The sequence below is a fragment of the Streptomyces sp. NPDC101165 genome, from assembly GCF_044768135.1.
Classification (GTDB): Bacteria; Actinomycetota; Actinomycetes; order Streptomycetales; family Streptomycetaceae; genus Streptomyces.
In genome coordinates, this window is sequence record NZ_JBIWPG010000004.1 from 244,729 (window position 1) to 257,976 (window position 13,248).

General features: G+C 72.0%; 13 protein-coding genes. 10 read left to right on the forward strand and 3 right to left on the reverse strand.

Going from position 1 to position 13,248, the window contains the following annotated elements:
* Positions 1-46: 46 nt before the first annotated feature.
* Complete coding sequence (locus ACIRVH_RS10245; protein ID WP_403950447.1) at positions 47-271, forward strand: hypothetical protein; 225 nt, start codon at positions 47-49, stop codon at positions 269-271.
* Positions 272-313: 42 nt separating this feature from the next.
* The gene (gene trpD, locus ACIRVH_RS10250) at positions 314-1,393 is read left to right on the forward strand and encodes an anthranilate phosphoribosyltransferase (protein ID WP_403950450.1); all 1,080 of its coding nucleotides are present in this window, start codon (positions 314-316) and stop codon (positions 1,391-1,393) included.
* An 80-nt stretch (positions 1,394-1,473) separates the two neighbouring features.
* Here the strand turns inward: trpD and ACIRVH_RS10255 are convergent, their stop codons facing one another.
* The 3 genes from ACIRVH_RS10255 to ACIRVH_RS10265 all read right to left on the reverse strand — a co-directional run bounded on the left by ACIRVH_RS10255 (position 1,474) and on the right by ACIRVH_RS10265 (position 5,021).
* Positions 1,474-2,772, reverse strand: a complete 1,299-nt coding sequence (locus tag ACIRVH_RS10255) for a cation:proton antiporter (RefSeq protein ID WP_403950452.1) — start codon at positions 2,770-2,772, stop codon at positions 1,474-1,476.
* Entirely contained in the window at positions 2,753-3,340 is a 588-nt protein-coding gene (locus tag ACIRVH_RS10260; protein WP_403950454.1) for a flavin reductase family protein, read from the reverse strand. The genes ACIRVH_RS10255 and ACIRVH_RS10260 overlap by 20 nt, the downstream gene beginning before the upstream one ends.
* Positions 3,341-3,419: 79 nt before the next feature.
* The gene (locus ACIRVH_RS10265; RefSeq protein WP_403950456.1) at positions 3,420-5,021 is read right to left on the reverse strand and encodes a tryptophan halogenase family protein; all 1,602 of its coding nucleotides are present in this window, start codon (positions 5,019-5,021) and stop codon (positions 3,420-3,422) included.
* Positions 5,022-5,331: 310 nt separating this feature from the next.
* On the opposite strand from ACIRVH_RS10265, the gene sbnA reads away from it, so the two are divergent.
* The 8 genes from sbnA to ACIRVH_RS10305 all read left to right on the forward strand — a co-directional run bounded on the left by sbnA (position 5,332) and on the right by ACIRVH_RS10305 (position 13,231).
* The gene (sbnA, locus tag ACIRVH_RS10270) at positions 5,332-6,342 is read left to right on the forward strand and encodes a 2,3-diaminopropionate biosynthesis protein SbnA (protein ID WP_403950459.1); all 1,011 of its coding nucleotides are present in this window, start codon (positions 5,332-5,334) and stop codon (positions 6,340-6,342) included.
* A 68-nt stretch (positions 6,343-6,410) separates the two neighbouring features.
* Positions 6,411-6,674 carry an acyl carrier protein gene (locus tag ACIRVH_RS10275; protein ID WP_097252620.1) on the forward strand — a complete coding sequence of 88 codons (264 nt, stop codon included), beginning with the start codon at positions 6,411-6,413 and terminating at the stop codon, positions 6,672-6,674.
* Positions 6,671-7,909, forward strand: coding sequence for a beta-ketoacyl-[acyl-carrier-protein] synthase family protein (locus ACIRVH_RS10280; protein ID WP_403950462.1), 1,239 nt, complete (start codon positions 6,671-6,673; stop codon positions 7,907-7,909). Before ACIRVH_RS10275 ends, ACIRVH_RS10280 begins: the two co-directional genes overlap by 4 nt.
* 76 nt (positions 7,910-7,985) lie before the next feature.
* Positions 7,986-9,080, forward strand: a complete 1,095-nt coding sequence (locus tag ACIRVH_RS10285) for a beta-ketoacyl synthase N-terminal-like domain-containing protein (protein ID WP_403950465.1) — start codon at positions 7,986-7,988, stop codon at positions 9,078-9,080.
* A 62-nt stretch (positions 9,081-9,142) separates the two neighbouring features.
* The gene (fabG, locus tag ACIRVH_RS10290) at positions 9,143-9,886 is read left to right on the forward strand and encodes a 3-oxoacyl-ACP reductase FabG (protein WP_403950466.1); all 744 of its coding nucleotides are present in this window, start codon (positions 9,143-9,145) and stop codon (positions 9,884-9,886) included.
* 26 nt (positions 9,887-9,912) lie between these two features.
* The gene (locus ACIRVH_RS10295) at positions 9,913-10,605 is read left to right on the forward strand and encodes a 2-hydroxychromene-2-carboxylate isomerase (protein ID WP_403950468.1); all 693 of its coding nucleotides are present in this window, start codon (positions 9,913-9,915) and stop codon (positions 10,603-10,605) included.
* Entirely contained in the window at positions 10,602-12,059 is a 1,458-nt protein-coding gene (locus ACIRVH_RS10300) for a condensation domain-containing protein (protein WP_403950471.1), read from the forward strand. The genes ACIRVH_RS10295 and ACIRVH_RS10300 overlap by 4 nt, the downstream gene beginning before the upstream one ends.
* Complete coding sequence (locus ACIRVH_RS10305) at positions 12,056-13,231, forward strand: FAD-dependent monooxygenase (RefSeq protein ID WP_403950472.1); 1,176 nt, start codon at positions 12,056-12,058, stop codon at positions 13,229-13,231. Before ACIRVH_RS10300 ends, ACIRVH_RS10305 begins: the two co-directional genes overlap by 4 nt.
* Positions 13,232-13,248 lie beyond the last annotated feature (17 nt).

Here is a 13,248-nt window from a genome sequence, read left to right on the forward strand (position 1 = left end):
GCTGTCGGAACGAACCGCAGCAATGAAAACCCAACGGGAGACGAAAATGCAGCTCGTCAAGTCCGCTCGGAAGAACAAGCTCCAGGCTCTCGTCCTTGCGGCGCTGACCGCGGGCGCCGTTTTTACCGCGGTGGCGGGCGCCGACCACGCCGAGGCGCAGGAGCGGCCGGTCGCGGTCACCACCGCGGACGGGGTTCAGGCCGGCGTCGTGGTCTCCGGTGACGGGGTCACGGTGACGCTGGGCACCGACGGCGTGGACCCCTGGAGCTAGGCCGGGGCGACGGGCCGAACCACGGACCGAAGGAGAGTACCTGTGAGCACAGGCACTGAGACGGAGCGGACGGAACGCTCCTGGCCCGCACTGCTCGGGTCCGTTCTGAACGGCCGTGACCTGTCCGGCGCGGACACCGCGTGGGTCATGGACCAGGTGATGCGGGGCAAGGCCCCGGACGCCCTGATCGCCGGCTTCCTGGTCGCCCTGCGCGCCAAGGGGGAGACGGTCGGCGAACTGGAGGGGCTCGTACGGGGAATGATGGCGCACGCCGTGCGCATCGACGTGCCGGGGAGGACCGTCGATGTGGTCGGTACCGGGGGAGACGGGGCGAACACCGTCAACATCTCCACCATGGCCGCCATCGTGGCGGCGGGCGCCGGCGTACGGGTCGTCAAGCACGGCAACCGGGCCGCGAGTTCGGCCTCGGGGTCGGCAGACGTACTGGAGCGGCTCGGCGTGAGTCTCAGGATTCCGCCGGGGCAGGTCGCCGCGGTGGCGGAGGAGGCCGGGATCACCTTCTGCTTCGCCCCCGACTTCCATCCGGCGATGCGGCACGCGGCCGGGGCACGGCGCGCGCTGGGCATTCCGACCGTGTTCAACGCCCTGGGACCGCTGACCAATCCGGCGGCTCCCGCGGCGCACGCGGTGGGGGTCTCCGACCCGCGGCTGCTGCCGCTGGTCGCCGGGGTACTGGCGCGGCGGGGGGCCACCGCGCTGGTGTTCCGGGGCGACGACGGGCTCGACGAGCTGACGGTGACGACCACGTCCACCGTGTTCTCGGTGGCCGGGGGCCAGCTGCGGCAGGAGGTCTTCGACCCGCGGGACGTCGGTGTCGCGCTCGCACCGGTCGAGGCGCTGCGGGGTGGCGACGCCGTGCACAACGCGGAGGTCGCGCTACGGGTGCTGGACGGTGAACTTGGTCCCGTGCGGGATGCGGTGCTGCTGTCGGCGGCGGCTGCGCTGGCGGCTGTGGAGGACGCCGGCGGTCGTACGGTGACCGAGAGGATCGGTGCGGCGCTGGATCTGGCTGCGGAGGCTGTGGACTGCGGGGCCGCTCGGGCGACGCTGGAGCGGTGGGTGCGGGTGAGCGGGGAGAGGGCGCTGGCACCGGCCGCATGAGTGGGCCCCCGGGGTCGGCGTGACCGCCCCCGGGGGCTTCGCCCCTGGATCTCCGTATCGGCCCTGAAAGGGCCTCGTCATCAAACGCCGGACGGGCTGGGTTCTGCAGGCCGGTGCGCAGAGGCTCCCGCCTCCTGCGGGGTGTCCGGCACGGGCACGCGACGGAACCAGGTGAGCGCAGGAGAAGTGATCGCTGTGGTGAGGAGGGCCATCAGGACCAGGATCGTGAACAGGGCAGGGCCGATCACGCCCAGCTGAAGGCCGAGGTTGAGGGCCACCAGCTCGGTCAGGCCGCGGCAGTTCATCAGCGCGCCGATGGACATCGCGTCCCGCCAGGTCTCGCCGGCCAGCCGGGCCGCGGCCGTGCTGCCGCCCCACTTGCCGAGAGCGGCCACCGCCAGCACCGCCGCCGCCCACAGCCACTGGGTGGAGTCGCCGCTGAGCAGGGCCACGTCGGTCTTCAGGCCCGTGCTGACGAAGAACAGCGGGAGCAGCACCGGGACGGTGAACGCCCGCAGCCGGGCCGCGGAGATCTCGACGGTGCGCGAGCCGCGCGGGGTCACCACACCGAACAGGAACGCGCCGAACAGGGCGTGGATGCCGATCCGGTCGGTGACGAAGGCCGACAGGCACAGGCCGCTGAACAGCACCACCAGGACGGTGGACTCCACCGCCCGCGACGCCCGCTCGGCAGCCCTCGCCAGCAGCGGCCGTACGACCAGCAGCATCACCGCGAGGAACACCACCGACCACAGTGCCGTCAGCGCAGCGTCCTGCAGGGAGCCGCTCGCGCCGACCGCCGCCACCACCGCCAGCAGGCACCAGGCGGTCACGTCGTCGACGGCCGCGCAGGCCATCGCCAGCGAGCCCAGCCGGGTGGTGTACATGCCGCGGTCGGTGAGGATGCGGGCCAGCACGGGGAACGCGGTGATGCTCATCGACACGGCGATGAACAGGACGAACGGCAGCCGGCCCACGCCCTCGGGGGCGAACGTGCCGTACATGCCGAGCGCGAGCAGCGAACCGAGCGCCAGCGGCAGCGCGATGCTGGCCTGAGAGACGACCACCGCGGAGCGGCTGTGGCCGCGCAGCGCCGAGAAGTCCAGCTCCAGGCCGACCAGGAACATGAACGCCAGCAGCCCCAGATTGCCCAGCGCGCCGATGTACGGCAGCACTTCGGGCGGGAAGAGCCAGTGCTGGAACGACGGTGAGAGCCAGCCGAGCAGGGACGGGCCGAGCAGGATGCCCAGCGTGATCTCGCCGATCACCGGGGGCTGGCCCAGCCGCCGGAACAGGCCCGCGCCCGCACGGCACGCGGCGATCACCACCGGTACCGCGATCAGCAGGTCGGGCAACGGGTCAAAGGCGGGTGCCGACACGGGCGTCCCCTTCCAGGGTGGTGGGCAGGGGCACTTCGGTGGCGGCCTCGGCCGGCGGGCTGGTCGCCACCGACCAGCGGGCGTACCGGCGGCGGCCGTACAGCAGGGGCTCGCCCGCGTCCGCCAGCGTGACTCCGGTGACCCGGCCGAAGACGGCCGTGTGGTCGCCGACCTCGACCGTCTGCGCGACCTCGCAGTCCGCGACGGCCAGCGCCGCCCCGGTCAGATGGGGGCCGCCGGCGCCCAGGGGCAGCCGCCACTCGGCGCGCTCGAAGCGGTCGGCGTTGCCGGAGGCGAACAGGTCGGAGAATGCGCGGGCCCGCTCGTCCAGGAGGTTGACGGCGAACCGGCCGCTCTCCAGGGCGGCCTGCAGGGTCGGCCCCGCGGTGCGCAGGCAGACCACCAGGGTCGCCGGGTCGAGGGCCACGCTCGCCAGCGAGCTGCAGGTCATCCCGCGCGGGACGGAGTCGGCGTCGAGCGCCGTGACGACGGAGACCCCGGACGGGAAGCAGGACATCAGCGGGCGTATGTCGGTGTTGCCGGACGACGTGCTCAGGGATGTGCTCATGCAGGAGGACTCCTGTCCGTGAGAGGCCGGCGGTGCCGCGCCGCCAGGAGCGACGGGCACCGCCGTGCGGTGCTGGCTCTTACTTGCCGTGCAGCCGGCGCAGGTAGTCGTAGGTGCTGGGGAGGGTCTGCAGCAGGTGCTCCTGCTGCTGCCGAACCTGCTCGAACAGCGGCTCGGCACCCGCCACGGACTCCGGCTTGTGGGCGAGGGCCGGCAACGGGGTGTCGGGTTCCAGACCCAGGCCGGCGAAGATGCAGTAGTAGCTGCCGTTGGTCCAGAAGTTGCGGAACTCCGCCTCGAAATTGCCGTAGTACGTGGACTCGTCGGCGATCGGGGAATTGATCGGAAGGCCCGCCTTGTAGGCCGCGATCTTCTTCTGGATGTTCTCCGGCAGCGTCAGTTCCTTCTGGGCCTGCCAGAACGGGCTGTCGTTGCGCGGGGCGTAGTAGAAGTGTGCCTGGATGAAGTCTCGGGTGTCGTCGAACATCACCTCGATCTCGTTGTTGAAACTGTCGACGAGCGCCGGGTTGAAGGTGCGGTCCGGGAAATGCTTCGCGAGCTGGTAGATGGCGGCGGTGATGAAGTAGATGCCGGTCGACTCCAGCGGCTCCAGGAAGCAGGAGGCGAGGCCGATGCTCACCACGTTGTTGACCCAGGCGCGACGGTTGCGGCCGACCCGGAAACGGACGTGGTTGAACTTGGTCTCGGCCGGGTCCAGGTTCCACATTTCGCAGAATTCCCGGGTCGCCTCGTCCTGCGAGGTGAACTTGCTGGAGTAGACGTAGCCGGTGCCGAAGCGGTCCAGCATCGGGATCTTCCAGGCCCAGCCGGAGGACATCGCGATGGCGGAGGTGTACGGCTCCACGCCGTTCGCCTCGTCGTCGTGCGGAACGGCGGTGGCGACCGCGCTGTCGCACATGAGGTGGTCGCTCATGTCCAGGAACGGCTCGCCCAGGGCCTTGTTGATCAGCAGCCCGCGGAAGCCCGAGCAGTCCACGAACAGGTCCGCCTCCAGCACCCGCCCGGACTTGCAGTGCAGCGCGGTGACGTACCCGCGCTCGTCCTGCTCGACCTGCACCATCTCGTCCTGGACGTGCTCGACGCCCTGCTTGTCGGTGGCGAACCGGCGCAGGAAGTCGGCGACCAGCGCCGCGTCGAAGTGCCAGGCGTAGCGGGTGGAGGGGGTGCCGTCGAGCCACTTCGGGGAGAGCTTGGCGTCCATCGCCGGGGGCTCGCGGAAGCAGGAGTAGTCGAACGGCAGGTCCGTGCGGCCCTCGTGCTTGTTCTTGAACCAGTACTGCGACAACGGCGTGTTGTCGTGGTCCGGCAGGATGCCGAACGGGTGGTAGAAGTGGTCCGGCCGGCCGTCGTCCAGCGTGCGGGCCTCGGGCTCGCCCCGGCCCGGCGTGCGCCAGTTGACGAAGCGCACCGCCATCTTGAAACTGGCGTTGCACTCACGCATCCACTCCTCCTCGGGTATCCCGAGATAGTCGAAGAGCACGCGGTGCAGATTGGGAACGGTGGCCTCGCCCACGCCGATCCGGGGAATGGCGGGAGCCTCCAGCACCTGGATGTCCACGGTGCCCTGCAGCGCCTTGCCCAGATAGGCCGCGGTCATCCAGCCGGCCGTACCGCCGCCGAGGATGACGACCTTACGGATACGCGAGTCGGTATCGGTCATATGCGGGGCTCTCTCTCCTGGTCGGGTGGGTCGGGAGCACATTCGTCCCGACGCTGTCGAGCGATTCCACGCCAGATTCGGAGGGCCGGCTATGCCGCTTCTATAGATGGCTGGAATCTCGGCTTGAGCAGCTTTGTATGGGTGAGGTATAGGCGGCCCGGCGATTGTCGGTTGGCATAGAAACCGCCCCGCAACTCCCAGCAGAGGATGGCTGCATCAGATGCCGTACGAAGACGGGAATGCCGTTGCCCCGGGGCCGGGCGGACTCCCCGGCACTCCGCCGGCCGGACTCAAGGGAATTCTTTCCGCGGTGGGGGGAACCCCGCTGATCGAGCTGGAACGGCTCGTCCCCGGATTCCCCGGCAGGCTGTTGGCCAAAGCCGAACGGTTCAACCCCGGCGGCAGTGTCAAGGACCGCTCCGCGCTCGGCATGGTGCTGGGCCGGATCCGCTCCGGGGAGCTCGTGCCCGGCCGCTCCACGGTGATCGAGTCCAGCTCCGGCAACCTCGCGATCGGACTCGCCCAGATCTGCGGGTACTTCGGACTGCGCCTCGTCTGCGTGGTCGACGCCCGCACCACCCAGCAGAACATCGCGATCCTGCGCGCCTACGGTGCCGAGGTCGAAGTGGTCCGCGATCCGGACCCGGTCACCGGTGAACTGCTGCCCGCGCGGCTGCGCCGGGTGGCCGAACTGCTGGCCGAAACCCCCGACTCGTACTGGCCCGACCAGTACGCCAACCCGCTCAACCGGCAGGCGCACCTGACCACCATGCGGGAGATCGCCGAGGCGCTCGACGGACAGGTGGACCACCTGGTCCTGGCCGCCGGCACCGGCGGCACCCTGGGCGGCTGCGCCGAGTACATCCGGCAGGCGGGCCTCGCCACCACCGTGCACGCCGTCGACGCCGTCGGCAGTGTGCTGTTCGGGCCGACCACCAACTGCAAGCGGCTGGTGCCCGGGCACGGTGCCTCGGTACGGCCCAAGCTGCTGCGCACCGCGGACGCCGACCACGTCATCCACGTCACCGACCTGGACTGTGTGGTGGGCTGCCGGCGGCTGGTGCGGCGTGAGGCGATCCTCGCCGGGGGCTCCTCCGGTGCGGTCGTGTCGGCGCTGGAGAGCGTCCTGCCCCAGGTCGAACCCGGCGCGAACGTCGTCCTGATCCTGCCCGACGGCGGCGACCGCTATCTCGACACGATCTACGACGACGCCTGGGTGGGGCGCCACTTCGGCGGGGTCTCCCACCTCTGGGAGGACGGCGCCGTGTTCCCCCAACCCGCCAAGAGCACAAGCGAGTTGGCCGATATAGGGCATCGATAGCCGGCTCGCCCAGCATGGTCGGCATCGACCACGGAACCCCCTTTCATCCCCACTTACGGAGGCATCCCATGACCACGCAGATCCCCGCCCTGGACGAGACCGAGCAGAGCCAGATCAAGGACATCGTCTGCGACATCCTCGAGCTGGAGCTCGACGAGGTCACCGACACCAGCCTGTTCAAGGAGGAGCACGACGCCGACTCGCTGCGCACCATCGAGATCCTGGCCTCCCTGGAGCGCACCTTCGGCATCACCCTGAAGCAGTCCGAGCTGAGCCGCATGGTCAACCTCGCCGGCGTCTACGCCGTGGTCGCCGAGGCCAAGGCCCAGTGACCGGCGCCCGGCACCGGGTGGTCGTCACCGGCCTCGGGGTGGTGACCAGCATCGGCACCGGAGTGGACGCGTTCGCCGCGGGCCTGCGGGCCGGGCGCAGCGGCGCGAAGCCCATCACCGCCTTCGACACCACCGGCTTCGCCTACTCCAACGCCTGCGAGATCACCGACTTCGACCCCGAGGCCTGGATCACCGAGCAGTCCCCGGACGACCTCGGCCGCGCCGCCCAGTTCGCGGTCGCCGCGAGCCGGATGGCGGTGGCCGACGCCGGCCTCACCGAGGAGCAGGTGCGCGAAGTCCGGTCGCTGGTCTCCGTCGGCACCACCGACGGCGAGTCCCGTGACCTGGACCACCTCACCGGGCTGCAGGTCAACGGCGGCGACGACGTGCTCGACGCCGTGGTGGCCCGCCGGGTGTGGCCCGGCCGGCTGTCCGCCGGGATCGTGCGCGAACTCGGCCTGGAGGACGTGGAGACGGTCACCGTCCCCACCGCCTGCGCCGCCGGCAACTACGCCGTCGGATACGGCTACGACGCGATCAGCTCCGGCGACGTCGAGATGGCGCTGTGCGGGGGCGCGGACGCGCTGTGCCGCAAGACCTTCACCGGCTTCTACCGGCTCGGCACCATCGCACCCGACGTGTGCCGCCCCTTCGACGCCGACCGGCAGGGCATCCTGACCGGCGAGGGCGCCGGCATCCTGCTCATGGAGTCGCTGGAGTCCGCGCTGGCCCGCGGCGCCCGCATCTACGCCGAGGTGCTCGGCTACGGGCTGTCCTGCGACGCCAGCCACCCCGTCGCCCCGGACCGCGACTCGATCGCCCGCTGCATCACGGCCGCGCACCGCAACGCCGGGATCGAGGCGGCCGACGTCGACTTCATCTCGGCGCACGGCACCGGCACCAAGGCCAACGACGTCACCGAGGTCGGCGCGATCCGGCAGGTGTTCGGCGAGGAACTGCCGCGCACCGTCTCCATCAAGTCGATGATCGGGCACACCATGGGCGCGGCCAGCGCCCTCGCCTCGGCGGCCTGTGCGCTCGCCCTGCGCGACGGCTTCATCCCGCCCACCGTCAACCACCGCACCACCGACCCCGAGTGCGCGGTCGACTGCGTGCCCAACGAGGCCGTCGAGGCGGACCTCAGGGTCGTGCAGAACAACGGCCTCGCCTTCGGCGGCAACAACGCCGTGCTGGTGCTCGGCCGGTGGGACACACCCGCGCCGACCGCGGCCTGAGACAGACGGCCTCGGACAGACGGCCTGAGACAGACACAGCACACCGACACACGACGACAGAGGGGAGTGGGACGCCATGGCAGCCGAAACGGGCGCGCCGCCGGCGGAGCTGGTGATATCGGGCTGGGCCGTGTCCTCGCCGTACGGACTGGGCAGGGCCGCCTTCGCCGGGGGCCTCGCGTCCGGACGGCGTGCGATCGCCCCGCTGGACGGCGCCGACTGGCCGGTGCCGTACGAGGAGGCCGGGCTGATCCCCGGCTTCGACATCAAGGCGGTACTGGGCCGCAAGGGCACCCGTTCCATGGACCGGGTCACCGGCATCGCGGCCACCACGGTCGGCATGCTCCTCGCGGAGTACGGCACCGGGCTCGCCGCCGACCCGGAGTCCACCGGGCTGGTCCTCGGCACCTCCGGCAGCGTGCAGTCGATCATGGACTTCACGCGGGACGCGCTCACCGGTGACAAGCCCTACCTCGTCGACCCGGCACGCTTCCCCAACACCGTCATGAACTGCCCCACCGGACAGAGCGCCATCCGGCACACCCTCAAGGGCCCCAACGTCACCGTCTCCGGCGGCGCGGCGACCGCGCTGCTCTCCCTGCAGTACGCCTCCCGGCTGCTGCGCGGCGGACACGGCAGGGCGCTGCTGGCGGGCGCGGCCGAGGAGTTCTCCGTGCAGCGTGCCCGCCTGGAGCGGGTCGCCGACCACGGGGGTGCCGCACCGCAGCCGCTCGGCGAGGGCGCCGCGCTGTTCCTGCTGGAGGACGCGGCGGACGCCCGGGAGTCCGGCCGTCCGGTCCTCGCCACCGTCCTCGGCTCCCGCTTCCGCGCCTTCCAGGACACCGCGCGGGCCGGTACGGCACTGGAGCGCTGTGTCGCCGACGTGCTGGCCGCCGCGGGCGCCGCCCCGGACGACGTGGAGCTGATCGCGCCCGGCACCCCGCCCGGACTGCTCGGCAAGCAGGAGGAGTCCGCCCTGGACGGCCTCACCGGCAACCGGCTGCCCGTCCGCTCCCTGGTCGGTGACGCCGGCGCCGCCTCCGCCGCCTTCCAGCTCGCCGCCGTCCTCGCCGAGGCGGAGACCGACCCGCGACTGGTGGACCGGCTGACCCTGGTCACCGCCGTCGACCGCGACGGCACCGCGGGCGCGGTGCTGCTGCGCCTGGCCTGACGGCCGTACCCCCGACACTTCCGCAACCAACGGTCCGAACTTCCTAGGAGAGAGGCAAGTCCATGTCCGACACACCGAGGCCGGTGGCGCTCGTCACCGGTGGATCGCGCGGTATCGGGCGGGCCGTCGTGGAGACGCTGGCCCGGGACGGCTACGACGTGGCGCTGTGTTTCCAGTCCAACGAGCAGGCGGGCGAGCTGGCCGCGAAGGCGGCCGAGGCGCACGGCGCGCGGGCCCTGGCGCGCCGGGTCGACGTGACCGACCGGGCCGCCGTGGCGGACTTCGTGCAGCAGATCGAGGACCGGCTCGGCCCGGTCGACGTCCTGGTCACCGCGGCCGGCATCGTCCGGGACGGCCATCTGGCGATGATGGCCGACGAGGACTGGGACGCCGTCCTGCGCACCAACCTCGACGGCACGTACCACTTCGTCAAGGCGCTCGCCTTCCCCATGATGAAGCGCCGCCGCGGCACGGTCATCACGCTCTCCTCGGTCGCGGCGGAGGGTCACGCCACCCAGACCAACTACTCCGCGTCCAAGGCCGGGATCATCGGCCTCACCAAGGCCTTCGCCAAGGAGGCCGGCCGGTCCGGCATCCGCGCCAACGTGGTCGCCCCCGGCTTCATCGGCACCGACATGACCGGTGGGCTCTCCGAGAAGCACGTCAAGGAGATGACCCGCCGCATCCCGCTGGGCCGCTTCGGCGAGCCGCAGGAGGTCGCCGAACTGGTGTCGTTCCTGGCGGGCGAGCGCGCCTCGTACATCACCGGACAGGTCTTCGCCATCGACGGCGGCCTGGTCGTCTGACCACGGCACCACGGAAGGAATCAGCCATGCCACGCGCCGCCCGGCCGCCGCGGTTCTACTTCAACCTGCGCAGCCCCTACAACTTCTTCGCCCTGCGCGCGCTGCGCGCCCACCGCCCCGACCTGCTCGACCGGCTCGAGTGGCGGCCCTTCTGGGAGCCCGACGAGACCAGCCAGAAGCTGCTCGCCGAGGCCGGGGCCGAGTTCCCGTACACGCCCATGTCCCGGGCCAAGCAGTTCTACATCCTGCGCGACGTGCGCCGCCTGGCCACCGCCCGTGGCCTGGAGCTGACCTGGCCGGTGGACGCCGAGCCGTGGTGGGAGCCCGCGCACCTGACCTGGTTCGTCGCCGAGCGGCACGGCCTCGGCCAGGCCTGGGTCGAGCGGGCCGGCCGGGCCCGCTGGCTGGAGGGCCGAGACCTCTGCGACCCGGCCACGGTCGCCGAACTCGCCGCCGAACTCGGCTTCGAGGCCGCCGACACCGACGACCCCGAACTGCGCGCCCAGGGCGCCAAGGCGCTTCTGGACGTCGTACGCGACGGCGTGTTCGGGGTGCCGTACTTCATCAACGGCTCGGAGCCCTACTGGGGCCTGGACCGGGTGGCCGACTTCGTCGCCTCCTTCGACCGGCCGGGCGAGGAGAGCGACCCGGACGCCGCCGACCTGTCCGTCGTCGCGGGCCGCGCCTCCGACCTGAGCCACGCGGGAGGCTGCGGATGAGCACCGCCGTGCGCGCCCTGCCGCTCACCACGATCCAGGAGTCGATGTGGACGGCGTACCGCATCGCCCCGGACAGCGCCGCCTACAACATCGTGATGCCGCTCAGGCTGCGCGGCCGGATCGATGCCGCCGCCATGGACGCGGCCGTCGCCTCGGTCGGTGAACGGCAGGAGCTGCTGCGCTCCGTCTTCACCGAGCAGGACGGCCGCCCGGTCCGGGTCGTCGCCGAACAGCCGGTGATCCGGCTGGAGTTCCGGGACCTGGACGGCGCCGACGAGTCCCAGCTGTTCCAGGCCGCCGAGGAGGCCGGAGCCCGGCCGTTCCGGCTGGAGGCGGGCACCTTCCGGGTCGTCCTGCTGCGGCGCACCGACGACGACTGGGCGCTGGTCACCTCCGCCCACCACATCGTCAGCGACTTCACCTCGCGCTGGCTGCTGGTCCGTGACGTCCTGGACGCCTACGCGGCGCACACCACCGGCACCACACCCGCCTGGCGCCCCCTGACCTCCTCCTACAGCGAGTACGCGGCCGAGGAACTGCGCTTCACCGCCTCCGACGCGGGCCTGAGGGCCGTCGAGGAGTGGCGGAGCACGGTGAGCGGATCGGCCCCCGCCGAACTGCCCCTGGACCGCCCCCGGCCGCGGGTTCGCTCCCTGCGCGGCGACACGGTCGTACGACGCCTCGCGCCGGAGTCGGCAGACGGGCTCGGCCCGGCCGCCAACGCGGCGGGCGTGACCCCGTTCGCCTACCTGCTCGCCGTGTTCCAGGCCCTCACCCACCGCTGGAGCGGCCAGGACGACTTCCTGCTCGGTGTGCCCGCCTCGGCGCGCTCCGGGCGCGGCCAGCGGGACCTGATCGGCTGCTTCCTCAACACCATGCCGGTGCGGGCCGAGTTCGGCCCCGACACCACGTTCCGGTCGGCGGCCGGGCAGGCGGGGGAGCGGATCATGCGGGGCATGCTCGGGGTGCGCTACCCCTGCGGGCTCGCCTTCCCGGACACCGTGCTGTTCCGGGCCGCGCTGTTCCTGGTCCAGATGGACCGCATGCGGCCGCCCGTGCCCAACGTCCCGCCGGGCGCGGCCGTCGGCCCGGCCATCTCCTACGCCGGCCTCGACATCGCCCTCATCGACGTACCGCAGCAGGAGGGCCAGCTCGACCTGCTGCTGCGCATCGAGCAGACCCCCGACGGCGTCACCGCCGTCTTCTCCTACGACACCGACGTGCTGGACCGGACGAGCGTGGAGCGGCTCGCGGACGGTTACGAGCGGCTGCTCGCGGCCGCCGTGCGCGACCCGGACACGCGGATCGCGGACGTGGAACTGGCGGGCGCCGCCGACCTGGACGCCCTCCTCGCGCTCGGCGACTCCGGCACCTACGACGACTTCGCGATGGACGAGTCGTACGACTCGTTCGATTCCTTCGACTCCTTCGAGAACGCCTGGGACCACCGATGATGACGACCACCACGATCGCGGTGACCGGCGCCGGAATCGGCGGCCTCGCCGCCGCCGCGGCCCTGCATCACCGGGGCATCGACGTGCACGTCTACGAGCGCGGCGACACCCTGCGCGAACAGGGCGTCGGCATGCACCTGGGGCCCAACGGCACCCGGCTGCTGCACCGGCTCGGCCTCGCCGACGAACTGGAGCGGGCCGCCGTACGGCCCGAGGCGCTGGAGGTGCGGGCCTTCCACGACGGCTCCGTCGTGGCCCGGCAGGAGATGGGCGCGGCCTGGGAGCGGGCGTTCGGCGCGCCCTACCTCACCGTCCACCGCGGCGACCTGCACCGCATGCTGGCCTCCCTGTTGCCGGCCTCGCGGGTGCACACCGGGCGCGAGCTGGTGGCGTACGAGGAGAGCCGCAAGGGCGTCACCCTGCGCTTCGCCGACGGCACCGCGACCCGGGCCTCCGCCCTGGTGGGCGCGGACGGGGTGCACTCGGTGGTGCGGCGCTCGCTCGCGGGCGACGAACAGCCCCTCTACTCGGGCAACAGCGCGCTGCGCGGCCTGGTGGACGCGGCCGACGTGCCCGGGCTCGACCCCGCGCAGATGTACATGTTCGCCGGGCCGACGGCACGCGTGCTGGTGTATCCGGTCAGCGGCGGGCGGCAGTTCACCTACGTCGTGGTCGCGCCGGCACCGGAGGGCCACGCCGAGTCCTGGACCAGCTCCGCGGAGCGCGCCGACCTCGACGCCGCGCTCGAAGGCTGGGCACCGCAGGTGCGGGGGCTCGTCGAGGCGGCACGGAACGTACGGCGCTGGGCGCTGTACGACCGCGAGCCGCTGCGGCGCTGGAGCACCGCCCGCACGACGCTGCTCGGCGACGCGGCCCACCCGATGCTGCCGCACCACGGGCAGGGCGCCAATCAGGCCGTCGAGGACGGCATCGCACTCGCCGTCTGCCTCGCCGAGGCCGGACCCGGCGGCGACGGCATCGCCGCCGCGCTGTCCCGCTACGAGACGGCGCGCCGCCCGCACACCACCCGCGTGCAACTGGGCTCCCGGGACGGCGGCGGACGCGGCCCCGGCAAGGGGGTGCGGGACCAGGCCGCCGACGTGTCCTGGATCCTCGCGCACGACGTGGAGCGGAGCCTGTACGAGGAGGTGTCCGGGGAGAACGCCGCCTGAACACGTCTGACGCGCTA